The 19,309-nt window shown below is 74.2% G+C and carries 15 protein-coding genes; 6 read left to right on the top strand and 9 right to left on the bottom strand.

Annotated features, from left to right (window positions below):
* Positions 1-5 precede the first annotated feature (5 nt).
* Positions 6-2,828 carry a BTAD domain-containing putative transcriptional regulator gene (locus DMH08_RS04030; protein ID WP_125611783.1) on the bottom strand — a complete coding sequence of 941 codons (2,823 nt, stop codon included), beginning with the start codon at positions 2,826-2,828 and terminating at the stop codon, positions 6-8.
* Positions 2,829-3,156: 328 nt separating this feature from the next.
* On the opposite strand from DMH08_RS04030, the gene DMH08_RS04025 reads away from it, so the two are divergent.
* Both DMH08_RS04025 and DMH08_RS04020 read left to right on the top strand, forming a co-directional pair.
* Positions 3,157-4,125 carry an Acg family FMN-binding oxidoreductase gene (locus tag DMH08_RS04025; RefSeq protein WP_125611781.1) on the top strand — a complete coding sequence of 323 codons (969 nt, stop codon included), beginning with the start codon at positions 3,157-3,159 and terminating at the stop codon, positions 4,123-4,125.
* Between the two features lie 275 nt (positions 4,126-4,400).
* The gene (locus DMH08_RS04020; protein ID WP_125611779.1) at positions 4,401-4,883 is read left to right on the top strand and encodes a pyridoxamine 5'-phosphate oxidase family protein; all 483 of its coding nucleotides are present in this window, start codon (positions 4,401-4,403) and stop codon (positions 4,881-4,883) included.
* Here the strand turns inward: DMH08_RS04020 and narI are convergent.
* Genes narI through DMH08_RS03990 form a run of 6 tightly spaced genes read right to left on the bottom strand, consistent with a single transcriptional unit; the run spans position 4,880 to position 13,507 of the window.
* Positions 4,880-5,677: a respiratory nitrate reductase subunit gamma gene (gene narI, locus DMH08_RS04015; protein ID WP_084549964.1), complete on the bottom strand. Its 798-nt coding sequence runs from the start codon at positions 5,675-5,677 to the stop codon at positions 4,880-4,882. The genes DMH08_RS04020 and narI overlap by 4 nt on opposite strands.
* On the bottom strand, positions 5,674-6,348 hold the full coding sequence (gene narJ / locus DMH08_RS04010) for a nitrate reductase molybdenum cofactor assembly chaperone (protein ID WP_233617384.1): 675 nt from the start codon (positions 6,346-6,348) through the stop codon (positions 5,674-5,676). Before narJ ends, narI begins: the two co-directional genes overlap by 4 nt.
* Positions 6,345-8,042 carry a nitrate reductase subunit beta gene (narH, locus tag DMH08_RS04005; RefSeq protein WP_125611777.1) on the bottom strand — a complete coding sequence of 566 codons (1,698 nt, stop codon included), beginning with the start codon at positions 8,040-8,042 and terminating at the stop codon, positions 6,345-6,347. Before narH ends, narJ begins: the two co-directional genes overlap by 4 nt.
* 2 nt (positions 8,043-8,044) lie before the next feature.
* Positions 8,045-11,737: a nitrate reductase subunit alpha gene (locus tag DMH08_RS04000; protein WP_125611775.1), complete on the bottom strand. Its 3,693-nt coding sequence runs from the start codon at positions 11,735-11,737 to the stop codon at positions 8,045-8,047.
* A gap of 19 nt (positions 11,738-11,756) precedes the next feature.
* A complete protein-coding gene (locus DMH08_RS03995; protein WP_034517038.1) occupies positions 11,757-12,950 on the bottom strand; it encodes an MFS transporter in 1,194 nt (397 codons plus the stop codon).
* A 5-nt stretch (positions 12,951-12,955) separates the two neighbouring features.
* A complete protein-coding gene (locus DMH08_RS03990) occupies positions 12,956-13,507 on the bottom strand; it encodes a Crp/Fnr family transcriptional regulator (RefSeq protein ID WP_125611773.1) in 552 nt (183 codons plus the stop codon).
* A 251-nt stretch (positions 13,508-13,758) separates the two neighbouring features.
* Here DMH08_RS03990 and DMH08_RS03985 point away from each other — a divergent pair, with 251 nt between their 5' ends.
* Positions 13,759-14,331 carry an Rv1733c family protein gene (locus DMH08_RS03985; RefSeq protein ID WP_125611771.1) on the top strand — a complete coding sequence of 191 codons (573 nt, stop codon included), beginning with the start codon at positions 13,759-13,761 and terminating at the stop codon, positions 14,329-14,331.
* Between the two features lie 6 nt (positions 14,332-14,337).
* Here the strand turns inward: DMH08_RS03985 and DMH08_RS03980 are convergent, their stop codons facing one another.
* Entirely contained in the window at positions 14,338-16,056 is a 1,719-nt protein-coding gene (locus DMH08_RS03980; protein WP_125611769.1) for a sensor histidine kinase, read from the bottom strand.
* Positions 16,057-16,163: 107 nt separating this feature from the next.
* Between DMH08_RS03980 and DMH08_RS03975 the strand changes: the two genes are divergently transcribed.
* Together DMH08_RS03975 and DMH08_RS03970 are read left to right on the top strand one after the other, a co-directional pair.
* A complete protein-coding gene (locus DMH08_RS03975) occupies positions 16,164-16,862 on the top strand; it encodes a response regulator transcription factor (RefSeq protein ID WP_125611767.1) in 699 nt (232 codons plus the stop codon).
* Positions 16,863-17,056: 194 nt separating this feature from the next.
* On the top strand, positions 17,057-17,746 hold the full coding sequence (locus DMH08_RS03970) for a TetR/AcrR family transcriptional regulator (RefSeq protein ID WP_233617383.1): 690 nt from the start codon (positions 17,057-17,059) through the stop codon (positions 17,744-17,746).
* On the opposite strand, the gene DMH08_RS39940 is transcribed toward DMH08_RS03970, so the two are convergent.
* A complete protein-coding gene (locus DMH08_RS39940) occupies positions 17,733-17,873 on the bottom strand; it encodes a hypothetical protein (RefSeq protein ID WP_157432938.1) in 141 nt (46 codons plus the stop codon). The two genes, DMH08_RS03970 and DMH08_RS39940, sit on opposite strands and share 14 nt — an antisense overlap.
* Before the next feature lie 169 nt (positions 17,874-18,042).
* Here DMH08_RS39940 and DMH08_RS03965 point away from each other — a divergent pair, with 169 nt between their 5' ends.
* Positions 18,043-19,302, top strand: a complete 1,260-nt coding sequence (locus DMH08_RS03965; protein ID WP_026401537.1) for an acyl-CoA dehydrogenase family protein — start codon at positions 18,043-18,045, stop codon at positions 19,300-19,302.
* The last annotated feature ends 7 nt before the right edge of the window (positions 19,303-19,309 follow it).

Below are 19,309 nucleotides of genomic sequence, written 5' to 3'. Positions count from 1 at the left end.
CCCGGTCACCCGGCGGTGCCCCGGCGCAGTTCGTCCGCGATGCCGAGCGCCAGGGCGACGCCGTCCTCGGCGTCGGCGCCGCCCTGCCAGGCATCGGTGTACGCCCGGGGCTCCAGGTGCTCGCGCACCCGGTTCCTCGCGCGGGTGTGGTGGAGGAGGATGGGCTTGAGGCCGGTCAGCGCGGCGCCGGTCACCTGGCGCTGGCGGTGGGCGGCGCCGAGGAGCCGGGCGGCGTGGCGGTGGTGGCCGAGCGCGCTCATCGTCCACGCGAGCAGCTCGAGGTCCCACGCGGGCCCCCAGCGGTCGTCCATCGAGCTCTGCCGGACGAGCGCGGCGCAGAGCGGGGCGACCGCGGCGGCGGGGTCGCCGTGCAGGAGCTCGGTGAGGCCGGTGCACCACCGCGCCCAGGTGCGCGCCCACTCGGCTTCGGAGGCGTCGGCTTCGGCGGCGTAGCGGCGGCAGACGGACGCGGCGGCGCCGCGGCGGCCCAGGAACGCCGCGGCGATCGCCCAGAACATCATGGCCATGTGGGCGTCGCCGGTGCGCCCCGCGGCGCGGAACCCGTCCCGCGCCCGGGCGAGCCGGTCGATGCACGCCGGGTCGCCGTGCGCCAGCAGCGCGTGGACGCCTTCGACGTAGGCGACCGGCGGTGCCTGCGCGGCCGCCGGGTCGGCGAGGTACTCGCGCCGGAGCGCCGCGGCCGCCGCCACGTCCCCCTGGAGGGACGCGATGAAGGTCTTCATGATCGTCGCTTCGGGGACGCGGTGGCCCGGGCCGCCCGAGAAGCTCTCCAGCCAGTGGCGCGCCTCGCCGAGGGTGCCGCTGAAGAACCAGGAGCGGGTGCGCGTGAGATCGGCGGCGATCTCCGCGCCGATCCGGGCCCGGTCCGGCCGGGTGAGGCAGAACGCCAGGGCGGCGCGGAAGTTGGGCAGCTCCGTGCGCAGCCGTTCCAGCCAGCCGGCCTCGCGGGGGCTGCACCAGTCCGCGGCGGCCTCCCTGGCCAGGGCGTGGTAGTGGTCGCTGTGGCGGACGCGGTACGCGACGGCCCGGCCGTCCGCGCGGAGCCGGTCCAGCCCGTACTGGCGGATGGTCTCGAGCAGCCGGTAGCGGGCGGCGCGGCCGGTCCCGTCGAGGACCACGACGGACTTGCGGATGAGGCCGCCGACCAGGTCCAGCATGTCGGCGCCGTCGATGCCGTCGCCCGCGCAGACGGCCTCGGCCGCCTTGAGGTCGAAGCTCCCGGCGAAGACCGACAGCCGCGTCCACAGCAGGCGTTCGCCGGGCGTGCACAGGTTGTGGCTCAGGTCCATGACGCCGCGGAGCGTCCGCCGGTAGCGGTTCGTCGCGGGCGCCTGAGGGACCGACAGCAGCCGGAAGCGGTCCTCCAGGCGTTCGAGGATCTCCTCGACGGTGAGGCAGGTCAGGCGGACCGCCGCCAGCTCGATGGCCAGCGGGATGCCGTCGAGGCGCCGGCACAGTTCGGCGGCCGAGCCGCCGTCGCGCAGGGGGGCGGCGCAGGCCGCGGCCCGGTCGCTCAGCAGCCGGACGGCCTCGCACGCGCCCCCGTCGGCGTCGTCGCGGAGCGTCAGGCCGGGGACGAGGAAGACGTGCTCGCCCGGGACGCCGAGCCGCTCGCGGCTGGTGGCGAGCACCCGCAGGCCCGGCGCCGCGCACAGCAGCCGCTGGACGAGCGGCACGACAGCGTCCATCAGGTGCTCGCAGTTGTCCAGGACGAGCAGCAGGCGCCGGTCGCGGACGTGGTCGGCCAGGGCGTCCAGCGCGGAGCGCACGGACTGGTCGCGGAGCCCGAGCGCCTCGGCGACGGCGCGCGCCACCAGCGTCGAGTCGGTGAGCGCGGCGAGGTCCGCCAGCCACACCCCCTCAGGGAAGGACGGCCGCACCTGCTCGGCGGTCCGCAGGGCGAGCCGCGTCTTCCCGACGCCGCCCACCCCGGTCAGGGTGACCAGGCGCGCCGCCCGCAGCAGGCGCCGCGTCTCGGCCAGCTCCCGCTCCCGGCCGACGAACGACGTCGTCTCGGCGGGCAGGGCCCCGGCGCCGCCCGGCGGCCGGCGCCGCACCGAGGCGAGCTCCGGCGCCGAGGTGAGGATCCGCTGGTGCAGCGTCCGGAGTTCGTCGCCCGGATCGATCCCCAGCTCGTCGGCGAGCACCCGGGAGACCGCCCGGTAGCGCTCCAGCGCCTCGCCCTGCCGCCCGCACCGGTAGAGGGCCAGCATCTGCTGCGCCCAGAAGCGCTCCCGCAGCGGGTGGCGCTCGGTCAGCCGCCGCAGCTCCGGCAGGACCTCGGCGGGACGGCCGCACTGCACGACCGCGTCGATCCAGGCTTCCTGCGCCGCGAGGCGCTGCTCGCACAGCGCCGGGACGACGTCCTGGAAGCGCTCGGCGGGCAGGTCGGCCAGGGGCTCGCCCCGCCACAGGCCGAGCGCCTCCCCGAGCAGCGCCGCGGCGCGTTCGGGACTCCCCGCGGACGAGGCGGCGGCCCCCCGCCGGGCGAGGGCCTCGAACCGGCGGGCGTCCACGACGTCGGGCGGCACGGCGATCACGTAACCGCGGCGGTCGGTCACGACGACGCCGGGGCCGAGGGTGCGGCGCAGCCGCAGGACGTAGTTCTGGACGGCGTTGCGCGCGCCCCCCGGCGGGTCCTCGCCCCACAGCCTGCTCACCAGGGCGTCGACCGACACGACCTGCCCGGCGTCGATGAGCAGCGCCGCCAGGAGGGCGCGTTGCTGGCCGGCGCGGAGCGGCACGCCCACGCCGTCGCGCGTGACCTCGAGGGGCCCCAGGATTCCGAACTCGTACCGGACGCTCACCGTCCCACAATATAACAATGTGTGACTAAAGAAGTACTCTCTGTTTCCAGTGAGGTGGTCGATATACGGCAGGACATCACGGCCTCATTCGCTTTCTGTGGGGCGACATCGCCAATGACCGGTACGTCGGTTTCCCGGCCGGGGCGGCCCGGCGCCGGTCCGGCCCGCGGTGCCCTGAAAGGCCGGACGCCCGCGCTTTTCCGCCCGCCTCCGCCGTGCCGCCGTTGGTCCTCCGGGCGAGGGACCTTCGTCCCTGGGGCGCCGCTCCGAAGGGCGGGAGCCTGAGGGGGTCGGTGGAGTACGTGGAACAGCACGCGGAGGTAGGACCGTGCCTCATCCGTTCGCGACGCACGCCGGTGTCCGGCGGCTGGTCACCGCGGCCATCGCGGCGCCGTCCGTCCACAACACCCAGCCCTGGCGCTTCCGGGTCGACGGCGCCGCGGTCATGGAACTGCACGCCGACCCGGAGCGCCGGCTGGACGTCATCGACCCGCGCGGCCGCGCGCTGCACGTCAGCTGCGGGGCCGCGCTGCTCAACCTGCGGCTGGCGATCCGCACGACCGGGCACCGCCCGCAGGTGCGGTACTTCCCGGACGGGACCGCCGACGCGACGCTGCTGGCGTCCGTCGGCGCCGTGCCCGCGCCCATGCCCGCCCTGGAGCAGGCCGAGCTGTACGCGCGGATCCCGCGGCGCCGCAGCAACCGGCGCCCGTTCGGCCGGCGCGCCGTCCCGGCGCCGGTCCGCGGCGAACTGGCGGCGGCGGCGCGGGCCGAGGGCGCGATGCTGGCCTGGCCCGGCCCGCAGACCACGGCGTACCTGCTCGGGGTGGTGGCGGCCGCGGACGAGCGGCTGGCCGCCGATGACCGCTACCTCGCCGAACTGCGGCGCTGGACGTCCTTCCGCGCCCGCGGCGACGGCGTCCCCCGCTACGCGTTCGGGCCGCGGCCGAGCGGTCGCGGCGTGCCCGTGCGTGACTTCGGGGCGGGCGGGACGGAGCCCGGCCGGGACGTCGACGACTTCGCCGCCCGCCCGCAGCTCGGCGTCCTGCTCACCGCCGGCGACGGCCCGGCGGACTGGCTGCGGGCCGGGCAGGCCCTGCAGCGGGTGCTGCTGACCGCCGAGCGGCACGGGGTGGCGGCCTCGCTGCTGACGCAGCCCCTGGACAGGTGCGGCGGGACCCGCGCCCGGGCGGGCGGGCACATCCAGGCGATCGTCCGCTTCGGCTACGGGGCGCCCGTCCCCGGCGCGCCCCGGCGGCCCTACCCGGAGGTCCTGACACGTGTTCGGCCGAGCTGAGAGAACCGTACGACCAGAACCGAAGCGGGCATCGCGCCGACCGGAGCGCCGAGCATCCTCCAGGGGCACGCGCCCTGGCCGTGTCCGGGGACCCGTACGCGGAGGACGCCTGGTGCTCCTACGTCCCCGGCTCCTTCCCCTTCCGGACGAGCTCGCCGCCCTCGGCACGGCCCGCCCCGCACGGTAGAGCCGGCACGGTAAAGCCGGCACGGTGAAGGCGGGACCTGGGACCTTCGTCCCTAACACCGCCGCCGCCGCTGCGGCAATGTGGGGTCATGCAGGTCGATCAGAGCGGACTGGAGATCCTGGACGAGGACGAGTGCCGCGACCTCCTCGGACGCGCCGCGATCGGGCGGATCGTCTTCACCCACCGGGCGCTCCCCGCCGTGCAGCCGGTCAACTTCGTCGTCGCACGCCGCGACATCGTGATCCGGACGTCGCGGACGTCCCGGCTCGCCACCGCCGCCGCCGACACCGTCGTCGCGTTCGAGATCGACGACGTCGACACCGCGGCCCGCACGGGCTGGTCCGTGGTCGTCGTCGGCCGTGCCCGGCGCGTCACCGACCCGCGCGAGATCGCCGCGCTGGAGGCGCTGCCCCTGGACACCTGGGTGCCGGGCCGGCGCGACGTCTTCATCCGCATCGGATCCGACCTCGTCACCGGCCGCCGCATCGGCGGCACCCGGTCCCCGGACGGCGGACGGCCCCCGCACCGCCGCGCGCCGGACGGTGAGGGGGCCGCGGAGCGCGCGTCCTAGGGCGTCCGCTCCCATCCCCGGCGGGGCGGGGCCGCCCCCAGCCGCTCGTCGCGGCTGCGGTAGACGATGTAGGGGCGCGTGAGGTAGCCGACGGGGGCGGTGAGCATGTGCACCAGGCGGGTGAAAGGCCAGATCGAGAACAGCAGGAGCGCGCTGAGCGCGTGGAGCTGGAACAGGACCGGGACGCCCGCCATCGGTTCGGCGTCCGGCCGCAGGACGAAGACCGACCGGAACCAGGGGGACACCGTCTCCCGGTAGTCGTAGCCGCCGCCGACGATGTTCGCCGCGACGGTGGCGGCCAGGCCCAGCACGATCGTCAGCGCGAGGACCGCGTACATGAGCTTGTCGTTGCGGGTCGTCGCGGAGAACACGGGACCGACCGTGCGCCGCCGGTAGATCAGGATCGCGAGGCCGGACAGGGTGCAGAACCCCGCGACGGTCCCGAGCGCCACCGCGACGACGTGGTAGGTGTGCTCGCTGATCCCGGCGGCGTCCGTCCACGCGTCGGGGACCAGCAGCCCGCCGACGTGGCCGAGCGCCACCACCAGGATGCCGAAGTGGAACAGCGGGCTGCCGATGCGCAGCAGCCGCCGCTCGTAGAGCTGCGACGAGCGGGTCGTCCAGCCGAACTTGTCGTAGCGGTACCGCCACACGTGCCCGAGGACGAACACCGCGATCGCCACGTACGGCAGGGCGACCCACAGCAGGACGGACCCGACGCCCGCCCGCGCCCCGTCCGGTGCGGCGAGGGCGGGCGCGGCCGCGGCGGGCGCGAGTGACGCGAGGACGTTCATGAGCGAGTCTCCAGAACGGGGTCGGGAAGGAGGACGGGACCCGGTCCGGTCCCGTACGGGGCGAGGCCGACCCGCTCCCCGGGCGGGCCCTCGGCCGCGAGCCGCGCGACGGCCTCCCGGAGGTCGCCGGTGAGCGGCGGCAGCGTCGCCGACACGGCGTCGAGCACGCCGGTCCACGGCGATTCCGCCTCGGTGAGCGCGAGGCGCAGCAGTTCGAGGCCGGCGCGGTGCTCGAGGAGCAGGCGGCGGCCTCCGGCGAGGTCGCCGGTGGCGCCGAACTCCAGGACGACCGCGAGGTGGTCCGGCAGCTCCCCGTCCAGCACGAGCCCGGCCGCGTCGTACACCTGCTTGAACCGGAGCAGGGCCATGCCCCGCTTCCGGGTGTCCCCGCAGGCGTAGTAGGTCAGGTAGGGGCAGGTGCGCTTGCGCTGGTCGAACGTGGTGACGTACTCGGCGGCGAGCGCCTGCGGCGGGGCCGTCTCGAGATGGCCGAGGACCCGGCCCAGCGGTTCCGCGACGGGCGCGGGCAGTCCGCGGACCAGCCGGCGCAGCACCGGGAGCCGGTCCAGCAGCTCCCCGTCGGGGTAGGCGAGCAGCAGCGACGCCGCCTGCCAGGCCGTCGCCACCCGGGCGTCGTCCAGTTCCGGCCTGCCGGCCGATCGTGCCTTCACGGGGTCGCCTCCGTTCCGCTCTCGTCGTCCTCGCCGGTCGCGCCCTCGCCGCGGGGCGGGAAGAGCCCGGCGGGGGCGCCCTTGCCGTCCCAGTTGAGGAGGTTGACGCGGCTGTGCTTGTCGGCGGGATCGACCGGACTGTCGGCCGTCTGGCGCTGCCGCAGCATGTGGAAGTTCTCGACGGCGATCGGCGACGCGCCGCCGGACGCCTCCCCGAACGGGCCCGAGCCGCCCATCCCGGGTCCGCCCTCGTAGTCCAGGGCGCATTCGGTGGCGAGTTCCTCCAGTGCGTGGGCCTGCTCGGCGTGGGCGGGCGGGATCACGTACCGCTCGTCGTACTTGGCGAGGGCCAGCAGCCGGTACATGTCGTACATCGCCTCGCCGGTCATGCCGACGCCGCGGGGGACGCCCTCGTCGGGGTCGCGGCCGAGGTTGATGTCGCGCATGTAGGCGCGCATGGCGGCCAGGCGGCGCAGGACGGCGTCGACGGGCGCGGTGTCGCCGGCGGTGAACAGCTCGGCGAGGTACTCGACGGGGATGCGCAGGGCGTCGATGGCGCCGAACAGGTTCCCGGCGTCCTCGGCGTCGTGGCCGGTGTCGCGGACGACGTCCACGACCGGCGACAGCGGCGGGATGTACCAGACCATCGGCATGGTGCGGTACTCCGGGTGCAGCGGCAGCGCCACCTTGTAGGTGTTGATCAGCGCGTACACCGGGGAGCGCCGGGCGGCCTCGATCCAGTCGGCCGGGATCCCGTCGCGCTCGGCGGCCCGGACGACCTCCGGGTCGCGGGGGTCGAGGAACACGCCGCGCTGCGCCTCGTACAGGTCGGTGTCGTCGGGCGCGGACGCCGCCTCCAGGACGCGGTCGGCGTCGTAGAGCACCAGGCCGATGTAGCGCAGCCGTCCGACGCAGGTCTCGGAGCAGACGGTGGGGATGCCGACTTCGGTGCGGGGGAAGCAGAAGGTGCACTTCTCGGCTTTGCCGGTGCGGTGGTTGAAGTACACCTTCTTGTAGGGGCAGCCCGACACGCACATGCGCCAGCCGCGGCACCGGTCCTGGTCGACCAGCACGATGCCGTCCTCGGTCCGCTTGTAGATCGCGCCGGACGGGCAGGAGGCGGCGCAGCTCGGGTTGAGGCAGTGCTCGCAGATCCGGGGCAGGTAGAACATGAAGGTCTTGTCGAACTCCATCTTCACCTTGTCGGAGATCTCGGCCAGGACGACGTCCTCGTGGCCGTGCTCGATGGAGCCGCCGAGATCGTCGTCCCAGTTCGCCGACCAGGACACCTTCATGTCCTCGCCCGACAGCAGCGACTTGGGGCGGGCCACGGGGGTGTGCTCCTGGAGCGGGGCGGCGGTGAGGGTCTCGTAGTCGTAGGTCCAGGGCTCGTAGTAGTCGTCGATGCCGGGCAGTTTCGGGTTGGAGAAGATGGTGAGGAGCTTGCGGAGCCTGCCGCCGGCTCTGAGCGCGAGGCGCCCGCGCTTGTTGAGGGTCCAGCCGCCGCGCCATCTGTCCTGGTCCTCGTAGCGGCGGGGGTAGCCCTGGCCGGGGCGGGTCTCGACGTTGTTGAACCACACGTACTCGACCCCGCTGCGGTTGGTCCACGCCTGCTTGCAGGTGACCGAGCAGGTGTGGCATCCGATGCACTTGTCGAGGTTCATCACCATCGACATCTGCGCCATCACGCGCATGGCTAGTACGTCACCTCCTGGGAGCGGCGCCGGATCACCGTGACCTCGTCGCGCTGGTTGCCGGTCGGGCCGAGATAGTTGAACGCGAACGACAACTGCGCATAGCCGCCGATCAGATGGGTCGGCTTGATCAGGAGCCGGGTGAGCGAGTTGTGCGTCCCGCCCCGGCGGCCGGACGTCTCCGCCCGCGGGACGTCGATGAGCCGGTCCTGGGCGTGGTACATGTACACGGTGCCTTCGGGCATCCGATGGGAGACCACCGCGCGGGCCACGACGACGCCGTTGCGGTTGACGGCCTCGATCCAGTCGTTGTCGCGGACGCCGATCTTGGCGGCGTCGATCCCGCTCATCCAGATCGTCGGGCCCCCGCGCGACAGCGACAGCATGAACAGGTTGTCCTGGTACTCCGAATGGATCGACCACTTGTTGTGCGGTGTCAGGTACCGCACCGCCAGACCGAGTTCGCCCGTCTCGCCCAACCGCGGCTCGCCGAACAGGGCGTGCATGTTCAGCGGCGGCCGGAAGACCGGGAGCTGCTCGCCGAGTTCGGCCATCCAGTCGTGGTCGAGGTAGAAGTGCTGCCGCCCGGTCAGGGTGTGCCAGGGCTTGAGGCGTTCGACGTTGACCGTGAAGGGCGAGTACCGGCGGCCGCCGCTCTCCGACCCCGACCACTCCGGCGAGGTGATGACCGGGACCGGACGGGCCTGCGTGTCGGCGAACGTGATCCGCATGCCCTCGTGCTCGGCCGCCAGATCCGCCAGCGGCGTCCCGGTCCGCCGCTCCAGCGCCCGGAACCCCTGGGTCGCCAGCCGGCCGTTCGTGGTGCCCGACAGCGCGAGGATCGCCTCGCAGGCGTGCACGTCCCGCCGCAGCGACGGGCGTCCGTCCGCCGGTCCGCCGCGCACCAGGCCGTTGGTGCGCCCGAGCCGCTCGACTTCCCGCGCCACGTCGAAGGTGACGCCCTTGGTCGTGGCGCCGAGCCGCTCGGCCAGCGGGCCGAGCGCCGTCATCTTCGCCCCGACGGCCGGGTAGTCGCGCTCGACGGTGACGAGTCCGGGCATCGTGACGCCCGGGACCGGCTCGCACTCGCCCTCGGCCCAGTCGGCGACCCGGCCGTGCGGCGTCGCCATCTCGCCCGGCGTGTCGTGCAGCAGCGGCATCGCCACCACGTCCTTGCGGACGCCCAGCGTTCCTTCGGCGAGCCGGCTGAACGCGTCGGCGATGGCCTGGAAGGCGCTCCAGTCGCTCCGGGTCTGCCAGGGCGGGGCGATCGCGGGATTGAACGAGTGCACGAACGGGTGCATGTCGGTGCTGCTCAGGTCGTGCTTCTCGTACCAGGTCGCGGCCGGGAGCACGATGTCGGAGTAGACCGTCGTGCTGGTCATCCGGAAGTCCAGCGTCAGGAGGAGGTCGAGCTTGCCGGCCGGGGCGTCGTCCCGCCAGACGACGTCCCGCGGACGCGCGTCCGGCGCGGCCTCCTCCGCGCGCACCGACGACGCGGCGCCCAGCAGGTGCTTGAGGAAGTACTCGTTGCCCTTCGCCGACGACCCCATGAGGTTCGACCGCCACACCGTCAGGACGCGGGGGAAGTTCTCGGGCGCGTCGGGATCCTGGCAGGCGAACCCCAGGCGGCCCGCTTTCAGCTCGTCCACGATGTGGTCGGCGGCCGGTCTGCCCGCCGCCTCGGCCTCGTCCGCCAGGTCGAGCGGGTTGCGGTCGAAGGTCGGGTAGGACGGCATCCACCCGAGCCGCGCCGACTGCGCGATCACGTCGGCGGTCGAGCGTCCCGCGAGCGCGCCCGCGCCGGTCGTGGCCGACAGGGTGTCGGCGCCGAACGGGTCGTAGCGGAACTGGTCGGTGTGCAGGTACCAGAAGGCGGTGCCGATCATCTGGCGCGGCGGGCGGCTCCAGTCCAGGCCGAACGCGAGCTGGGCCCAGCCGGTGACCGGGCGGCATTTCTCCTGGCCGACGTAGTGGGCCCAGCCGCCGCCGTTGACGCCCTGGCAGCCCGTCAGCGTCGTCAGCGCCAGGAACGTCCGGTAGATCGTGTCGGAGTGGAACCAGTGGTTCGTCCCCGCCCCCATGATGATCATCGAGCGGCCGCGCGTCTGCTCGGCGTTGGCGGCGAACTCCCGCCCGATCCGCGCCGCCGCCTGAGCGGACACCCCGGTGATCTCCTCCTGCCAGCCGGGCGTCCCCGGTTCCGAGACGTCGTCGTACCCCGACGGCCACGAGCCCGGCAGGCCCGCGCGCCGCACCCCGTACTGCGCCAGCATCAGGTCGTAGACGGTCGTGACGAGATGCCCGCCGACGTCCCTGACCGGGACGCCGCGCCGCAGGACGCCCGGTGCGCCGTCGAGGGCGTCGAAGCGGGCCAGCTCGACCTCGACGGCCTCGCCGCCCTCGACCGACAGCAGCGGGTCGGCGCCGCCGAGGTCCAGGTTCCACCTGCCCTCGCCGGACTCGCCGTAGCGGAAGCCGAGCGACCCGTTCGGGACCAGCGGCCGGCCCGTCGCGGCGTCCACCAGCACGGTCTTGAACGCCGCGTTCTCCGTCCGGCTCTCCTCGCCCGGGAGGTCGGCGGCGGTCAGGAACTTGCCCGGGACGTAGGCGTCTCCTCGCCGTTCCAGCCGGACGAGGAACGGCAGGTCGCTGTACTTCTTGACGTAATCGACGAAGTACGGGACCTGGCGGTCGACGAAGAACTCCTTGAGCACGACGTGGCCCATGGCCATCGCCAGGGCCCCGTCGGTGCCGGGCTGGGCGGGCAGCCACTCGTCGGCGAACTTGACGTTGTCGGCGTAGTCCGGCGACACCGCGACGACCTTCTGCCCCCGGTACCGCGCCTCCGCCATCCAATGCGCGTCCGGAGTCCGCGTCACCGGCAGATTCGAGCCCCACATCACCAGGTAGCCCGCGTCCCACCAGTCGCCCGACTCCGGAACGTCGGTCTGGTCCCCGAACACCTGCGGCGACGCCACCGGCAGGTCCGCGTACCAGTCGTAGAACGACAGCATCGTCCCGCCGATCAGGGACACGAACCGCGAACCCGCGGCGTGCGACACCATCGACATCGCCGGAATCGGCGAGAACCCCGCCACCCGGTCCGGCCCGAACTCCGCGATCGTGTGGACGTGCGCAGCGGCGATCATCTCCACCGCCTCGTCCCACGACGCCCGCACCAGACCGCCGCGGCCCCGCGCGTCCTTGTACCGGCGGGCCCGTTCCGGGTCCGACACCACGTCCCGCCACGCCGCCACCGGATCACCGGTCCGCGCACGCGCCTCGCGGTACGACTCCAGCAGCACGCCCCGCACGTACGGGTACCGCACCCGCGTCGGCGAATACGTGTACCAGGAGAACGACGCGCCCCGCGGGCAGCCCCGCGGCTCGTACTCCGGACGGTCCGCACCCACCGACGGGTAGTCCGTCTGCTGCGCCTCCCACGTGATGATGCCGTCCTTGACGTACACCTTCCACGAGCACGAACCCGTGCAGTTCACGCCATGCGTCGACCGCACCACCTTGTCGTGCGACCACCGGTCCCGGTAGAACGCGTCGGCGCTCCGTCCCCCCTTCCGGGTCAGCGTCCGCAGATCGGGCGACACCTCCGCCCGGGTGAAGAACCGGCGGGTTCCGACCAGCGTTTCCTCCAGCGGGCCGTCGAGGCCCGGCCCGCCCTTGCTCGACTTCATGCGGATTCCCTTCCAAGCTTCACGTTGTGGTGGCGCGCCGGACGGCCGTGCCGGTGAAGACGGCGGCCGCCGCGGCCACGACCGCCAGCAGCAGCAGGCCGACCGCGTACGAGCCGAGGCCGCCGTGCACCGAACCCATGACCAGCGGCGGGACGAACCCGCCCAGGCCGCCCGCCGCGCCGACGACACCGGTGACCGAGCCGACCTCGCCCGCCGGCGTGAGCCGCGCCACCAGCGCGAACGTCGCGCCGCTGCCCGCGCCGAGGACCGCCGCCATCGCGAGGAACGCGATGGTCCCGACCGGCATCAGCGGGGGCGCGAACGCCTGCACCGCCGCGGCCGCCACCGTCACCGCCAGCGCCCCGGTCAGGACCCGGACGGCGCCGAACCGGTCCGACAGCCAGCCGCCCACCGGGCGCATCAGCACCGCGAGCAGCACGAAACCCGCCGTCCGGTTCGCCGCGTCGCCCTGCTCGAGGCCGTACTCGGTCCGCAGGTACGTGGGCAGGTACACCGAGAACGCCACGTACCCGCCGAACGTCACCGCGTACAGCGCCGACATCTGCCAGGTCACGCCCATCCGGGCGGTGGCCGCCAGCCGCCGCAGCATCGGCTCGGTCGGCGCGGTGCGCTCCGGCGGTTCCCGCAGCAGGAGCCACGCCGCGGCGGCGTAGACCGCCAGCAGGACGGCGGTCAGCGCGAACGGGGCCGCGTCGCCCCACCCGTCGACCAGGTTCACCGTGGTCAGCGCGCTGATCGCGGTGCCGCCCATGCCCGCGCCGAAGACCCCGATCGCCATGCCGCGGCGCTCCGGCGGGAACCACGCGTTCACGAACGGGACCCCCACCGCGAACGCCGTCCCGCCCACGCCGAGGAAGAACCCGCCCACCAGCAGCGCCGCCAGCGACGACTGCCCGGCCAGCCCCAGGTACAGGACCGGGACGATCGTGCTCAGCGACACCAGGGGGAACATCACCCGGCCGCCGAACCGGTCGGTGAGCGCGCCCACCGGGATCCGGCCCACCGACCCCACGACCACCGGCACCGCCACCAGCAGCGACTGCTCGAACGACGACAGGTCCAGCGAGTCCTGGAACCGGGGGCCGAGCGGGCTCAGCAGCGCCCACGCCCAGAAGTTCACCGCGAACCCGACCGTGGCCACCGCGAGCATCACCACGGCCCGTCCGGACCCGGGCCCGTTCTCATCACGCATCTCAGTCACCGTGTGTCCCGCCGATCGACTTCCATCGCCGCCACCCTCGCGGAGGTGCCCGTACCCGAGTAGGGACTTTCGTCCCCACACGGGTCCCTCACCGCCGGGCCGGTACCGGCCAGCCGGATCCGGGCCGTCTCCAGCCGCTCGACGGCCAGTTCGGCGAAGCGGCGCGCCAGCGCGTGGCCCATCGCGGGGTCCACCGCGCAGAGCGTCCGGACCAGGCGCCCGTCGAACTCGACCGCCCGGGTCGGCGCGGCGGCGACGCCGCCGAACCGCCACCGGTGCGGGCGGAACAGCCACGACCAGCCGAGGACGGCCCCGGCCCCGAAGGCCTCCAGGACGACGGGCCCGCGCCCGGGCACGTGCAGGTCGACGGCCGCGCGCCCGTCCAGCACGAGCCAGAACCGGTCCGCCGGATCGGACTCGCGGAAGAACCGCCGCCCGGCCGGGAACGCGACGCGCCTGGCCGCCGACGCCAGCCTGTCCAGGTCGGCGCCGCGCATGTCGCCGAAAAACGGTGCGGACGCGAGGTCCGCACCGGCCACCGTGCTCATCCGGACCGCCCCCTTCCCTTCCCACCTGTCGTCCGCCGGTGCTCGGAGCGCCATCCCACCGCCGTGCGGGGCGCCGGCCCAGGGCCGAAGGGCCCTTCCCGGCAGGGACTTCCGCCGCCGGAACGGGGAAGGGGGCCGCGCCCGGCCGTGTAAAGGGCCCAACGGCCCGTGATCGGAAGCCTTCGGCCCCTGCACCGCGCGCGGCTCCGGTGCTTAACGTCGCGTCAGGCGAGCGGGAAGGGGAACGCGTGATGAGACCGGCAGCGCGCCTGGACCGGTGGCGCCGCCGCTGCGGCTTCGACCGCAACGACCTGCGCCGCTACGTGGACCGCGCCCAGTGGAGGCTCGGCCTCGCGCTGCTCGGGATCTTCCTCGTGGCGGCCCCGGTCCTCGGCGCGCCGGTCGCCGGCGCCGTCCACGAGTCCGGCGTGCGGGCCGAGCGGCACGGGGCGTCCGCCTGGCGGCGGGTGGACGCCACCGTGGTGCGGGTCGCGGACTCGCGGGGCCGGCACCGGGTCACCGTGGCGTGGACCGGGCCGGACGGGACGCGGCGCACCGGCGTTCACACGACGGGGCGCGACCGCGCGGAAGGGGAGCGGGTCGCCGTCTGGGTGGGCGCGGGGGACACGGTGTCGGCGGTTCCGCCGCGCACACGGGCGGAGACCCGCTTCGCCGCCGCGGCGGCCGGGGCCGGGGCCGTCGCCGCCGTCGGCGCGCCGCTGCTGGGCGCCTACCTCCTGGCGCGGCGCCGCTACGACCGGATCCGCCGCGGCATGTGGGACGCCGCGTGGGCCCGCTTCGACGACCACCGCATCGGCCCGTGAGCCGGTTCAGCCGTCCCGCAGCGGGACGCGCCACACGAGCGCCGTCCCGCCGTCCGCGCGCGGCCCGGCGGTGAACGAGCCGCCCAGGCCCGCGGCGCGCTCGGCCATGTTGCGGAGGCCGCTGCGGCGCCCGCCCTGGGGGAGGCCGACACCGTTGTCCTCCACCAGCAGCGTCACCGCGTCGTCCACGTCGACGGCCACGTCGACCCGCGACGCGTGCGCGTGCCGCGCCGCGTTGGACAGCGCCTCCCGGACGACGGCCAGCAGGTGCTCGCCGATGTCGTCGTCGACCGCGGTGTCCAGCAGCCCGTCCAGCCGCACGGACGGGGCGAACCCGAGCTGCTCCGCGGCGGCGTCAACCAGCTCGTGCACCCGGCCCCGCAGCGACGCGTCGTCGGCGGGCGCCTGCAGCGCGAAGATCGTCGACCGGATCTGCCGCATGGTGCCGTCCAGGTCGTCCACCGCCCGCTCGATCCGGACCCGGACCTCCCGCTTCTGGGTGATCTTCGTCGCGGCCATCAGCGTCATCGCGGTGGCGAACAGCCGCTGGATCACCGTGTCGTGCAGGTCCTTGGCGATCCGGTCGCGGTCCTCCAGCAGCGCCAGCCGCTCGGCGTCCCGGCGGCGGTCCGCCAGCTCCAGCGCCATCGCCGCCTGCCCGGCGAACGCCTCCAGCAGCCGCTGCGTCCCGTCCGAGAACGTCGCGCCGCCCGGCGGGTTCACCACCGCGATCACCCCGCGCGCCGACGCGCCGACGCCCAGCGGCACCGCCAGCAGCGGCCCGAGGGGGACCGGCAGCGGCGGCTCCGTCCCGCCCGCGGCGGCGGCCCCGTCGCCGAGCCGCCGCGCCGTCCCGTCCGCGAAGACCGGCCCGGCCACCGGGTGGTCCAGCGGCACGCGCAGCCCCACCAGGCGCTCGGCGTCCGCGCCGTGCGCGGCCTCGACCAGCAGGGACCGCCCGTCCTCGGCGGCCAGCGCCACCGCGGCCAGCCCGGCGCCGGCGATCTCCCCGGCGCGCCGCGCCACCAGCGCGGTCACCTCGTGCGGGTCGGTGCCGGACAGCAGCGCGGTGGAGATCTCGGTGGACGCCTCCAGCCACCGCTCCCGCCGCCGCGTCTCCTCGTACAGCCGCGCGTTCTCGATGGCGACGCCCGCGGCCGTCGCGAGCGCCGTCACCACCACCTCGTCCTCGTCCTCGAACGCGCCGCCGCCCGCCTTCTCGGTCAGGTAGAGGTTGCCGAACACCTCGTCCCGCACCCGGATCGGCACCCCGAGGAAGGAGTGCATCGGCGGGTGGCCCGGCGGGATCCCGAAGGACTCCGGGTGCTCCTCGAGGTCCGCGAGCCGGATCGGGCGCGGGTCCTTGATCAGCAGGCCGAGGATGCCGTGCCCGTCCGGCCAGTCCCCGATCTCCTCGATCTTCCCGCCGCTCACGCCGACCGTCACGAACCGCACCAGCCGCTCGCGGTCGTCGCCGATCACGCCCAGCGCGCCGTACCGCGCGTCGACCAGGGTCGTCGCGGCCTCGATGATCCGCCGCAGCACGGTCTCCAGCGCCAGGTCGCTGCCGATCGAGACGACCGCCTCCAGCAGCGCGTGCACCCGGTCGCGCGTCGCCCGCGCGGCCTCCAGCCGCGTCTGCAGCTCGCTCAGCAGCTCGTCGAGGTGCAGCTGCGGGAGAACGAGCCTCGCCCGATCCGCGCCAGTTCGGGATGCATCGGCCATGAACCCAGTATCCCGGACGGCTCGGCGCCGGGCTCCCCGGCCGCCGTCGCGGCACCGACCGCCACGGGGTAACGTCCGATCGACACCGGAGAGACGGGGGATGTGCGATGACCGGCCAGGAGCCCGAGGGCGCGGGGACGATCCGGGTGTTCCTGCTGGACGACCACGAGGTGGTCCGGCGCGGCGTCGCGGCGCTGCTGACCGCCGAGGACGACATCGAGATCGTCGGCGAGGCGGGGACGGCCGCCGAGGCGCTGGCGCGGATCCCCGCGGCCCGGCCCGACGTGGCGGTGCTGGACGTCCGCCTCCCGGACGGCGACGGCGTCGGCGTCTGCCGGGACATCCGGTCCCGGGAGGACGCGCCCGCGTGCCTCATCCTCACCTCCTTCGACGACGAGGAGGCGCTCTTCGACGCCGTCATGGCCGGAGCGTCCGGGTACGTCCTCAAGCAGATCCACGGGTCCGACCTCGTCGGCGCCGTCCGCACCGTCGCCGCCGGGCAGTCGCTGCTCGACCCGCGCAGCACCGCCCGCATGCTGCGGCGGATCCGCGACCGGCAGGAGAAGAAGGACCCGCTCAACGGCCTCACCGAGCAGGAGCGCCACATCCTGGAGCTCATCGGGGAGGGCCTCACCAACCGGCAGATCGGCGAGCGCCTCTTCCTCGCCGAGAAGACGGTCAAGAACTACATCTCCACCATTTTCGCGAAGCTCGGCATGAACCGCCGCACCCAGGCCGCGGCGCTCGCCGCCCGCCTCAAAGCCTCCTCCGCCGAACCCGGCGAGACCCGCGGAACCGTGTCGTGACCCGGGCCCGGCGGCGTCGCCCGGGGCGCGCGCGTCCGACCGTTGCTAAACGACCGTTCAAGTGAACGTTCGTCGCGGTGCGTGAAATCACAGGGCCCTCAGAAGGCTTGACTTTCGCTCGCCGACCCTTCCTGTAGACGAACTGAACGATCGTTCGGGCTCGATAGGATGGCGCTCGAGGAGCGGGAGGCGGCGTGAGCGCAGCGGGGAAGGGCGAGCGGCCGGGCACGGGCCGCGTGCCGAGCAACGCGCTGGTGGCGGGCGACGACCCCGCCGCCGAGGCGATCATCATGGCGGCGGTGGACGTCATGGCCCGGCACGGCTACCACGGCACCTCGGTGCGCGACCTGGCCGAGGCGGCCGGGGTCAGCCCCGGCCTGATCTACCACCACTTCGGCTCCAAGCACGACCTCCTGCTGACCATCCTCGACCGCGGCATGGACCGGCTGGTGGAGAGCACCGAGGAGGCGCTGTTCCACGCCGGGGACGACCCGGCCGACCGGCTGCGCGCGATCGTCGGGCAGCACGTGCTGGCGCACACCCGGTTCCGCCGCGAGAGCCTGCTCGGCAACACCGAGCTGCGCAGCCTCACCGAGCAGGCCCGGCGGCTGATCATCTCCAAGCGGGACACCCAGCAGCGGATGTTCGACCGGGTCGTCCGGGACGGGGTGGTGCGCGGGGCGTTCGCCACCCCGCACCCCAAGGAGGCCGCCCGGATGATCGTCACCGCCTGCACGGCGGTGGCGACCTGGTTCCGGGAGTCGGGGCCGATGACGCCCGACGAGGTCGCCGCGGTCTACCGGCGGATGGCCCTCGACACGGTCGGCCACCGGCCCGGGCTCCCGCGCGACCCGGGGGACGGCTCCGGCGTCACCGGCCGGTGAAGCGGGGCGGCCGCTTCTCCGGGAACGCCGCGACGCCTTCGGCGTGGTCCGCGGAGCCGAAGCACTCGGCCAGCGCCTCGCCGGTGGCCCGGACGTGGTCCCGCAGCCCGGCCGCCGCCCCCTCCACGACCAGCCGCTTGGTCCGGGCCGGCGCGAACGGGGACGCCTCGGCGATCGACGGCCTGCGTCCCGAACTCGGCGTCCACCGCGTAGCGGATCTCGCGCATCCGTGCTCTCCTCTTGGCTCGGCGCTGCGGCCGGTGCCATGCTGGTTGAACGATCGTTCAGGAGGACTTGTGGATTTCGCGCTGCCCGGCAAGCTGACCCGCCTGCTGGCCGACCTCGACGACTTCATCGACCGGGAGATCGCGCCGCTCCAGGAGCGGGACGACAACCAGCGGTTCTTCGACCACCGCCGCGAGTACGCCCGCACCGACTTCGAGAACGGCGGCGTCCCGCGCCCCGAGTGGGAGGAGCTGCTGGGCGAGATGTTCCGGCGCGCCGACGCCGCGGGCTGGCTGCGCTACGGCCTGCCGAAGGAGGCGGGCGGCTCGGACGGCACCAACCTCGACATGGCGGTGATCCGCGAGCACCTCGCGCACAGGGGGATCGGCCTGCACAACGACCTGCAGAACGAGTCCTCCGTCGTGGGCAACTTCCCGTTCGTCCACATGATGCTGGAGTACGGCTCCGCCGAGCAGCGGCAGGAGTTCCTGGAGCCGATGCTGACCGGCGGGAAGCGGGTCGGCTTCGGGCTCACCGAACCCGACCACGGCAGCGACGCGACGTGGATGGAGACCGCGGCCGTCCGCACCGGCGGCGACTGGGTGATCAACGGCGCCAAGCGCTTCAACTCCGGCATGCACGCCGCCACCCACGACGTGGTCTTCGCTCGGACGTCCGGGAAGCCCGGCGACGCGCGCGGCATCACGGCCTTCATCGTCCCGGTCGACACCCCGGGCCTGTCGGTCGACTTCCACTGGTGGACGCTCAACATGCCCACCGACCACGCCGAGGTCACCCTGCGCGACGTCCGGGTCCCGGACTCGGCGGTCTTCGGCGCGGAGGGCGAGGGCCTCGCCGTCGCCCAGACGTTCGTGCACGAGAACCGCATCCGGCAGGCCGCGTCCGGTGTGGGCGCCGGGCAGTACTGCATCGACCGCAGCGTCGAGTACGCGCGGCGGCGCACCACGTTCGGCCGCCCGCTGGCGACGCGGCAGGCGATCCAGTGGCCCCTGGTGGAGCTGCAGACCGAGGCGGAGATGCTCCGCGGCCTGGTCCGCAAGACCGCGTGGGAGCTGGACCGCCTCCCGCACATGGAGATCAGCGACCGGGTGTCGATGTGCAACTACCGCGCCAACCGGTTCGTCTGCGAGGCGGCCGACCGCGCGATGCAGGTGCACGGCGGCCTCGGCTACACGCGGCACACGCCGTTCGAGCACATCTACCGCCACCACCGGCGCTACCGGATCACCGAGGGCGCCGAGGAGATCCAGATGCGCAAGGTCGCCGGGTACCTGTTCGGCTTCACCGGGCCCCGCAAGGCGGACGGCTGAGCCGGAC

It is taken from the genome of Actinomadura sp. WAC 06369 (genome assembly GCF_003947565.1).
Classification (GTDB): Bacteria; Actinomycetota; Actinomycetes; order Streptosporangiales; family Streptosporangiaceae; genus Spirillospora; species Spirillospora rifamycini.
The sequence above is the reverse complement of the archived record's forward strand: the minus strand, read 5'-3'. Positions and strand labels throughout refer to the sequence as shown.

Excerpts from the sequence above, each read along its gene's own strand:
- DMH08_RS03985 (WP_125611771.1), top strand. The coding sequence starts at position 13,759 with ATGAGACCGGCAGCGCGCCTGGACCGGTGGCGCCGCCGCTGCGGCTTC.
- DMH08_RS03980 (WP_125611769.1), bottom strand. The coding sequence starts at position 16,056 with ATGGCCGATGCATCCCGAACTGGCGCGGATCGGGCGAGGCTCGTTCTC.
- narH (WP_125611777.1), bottom strand. The coding sequence starts at position 8,042 with ATGCGCGTGATGGCGCAGATGTCGATGGTGATGAACCTCGACAAGTGC.
- DMH08_RS03995 (WP_034517038.1), bottom strand. The coding sequence starts at position 12,950 with ATGCGTGATGAGAACGGGCCCGGGTCCGGACGGGCCGTGGTGATGCTC.
- DMH08_RS04020 (WP_125611779.1), top strand. The coding sequence starts at position 4,401 with ATGCAGGTCGATCAGAGCGGACTGGAGATCCTGGACGAGGACGAGTGC.
- DMH08_RS03975 (WP_125611767.1), top strand. The coding sequence starts at position 16,164 with ATGACCGGCCAGGAGCCCGAGGGCGCGGGGACGATCCGGGTGTTCCTG.
- narI (WP_084549964.1), bottom strand. The coding sequence starts at position 5,677 with ATGAACGTCCTCGCGTCACTCGCGCCCGCCGCGGCCGCGCCCGCCCTC.
- DMH08_RS03990 (WP_125611773.1), bottom strand. The coding sequence starts at position 13,507 with ATGAGCACGGTGGCCGGTGCGGACCTCGCGTCCGCACCGTTTTTCGGC.
- DMH08_RS04000 (WP_125611775.1), bottom strand. The coding sequence starts at position 11,737 with ATGAAGTCGAGCAAGGGCGGGCCGGGCCTCGACGGCCCGCTGGAGGAA.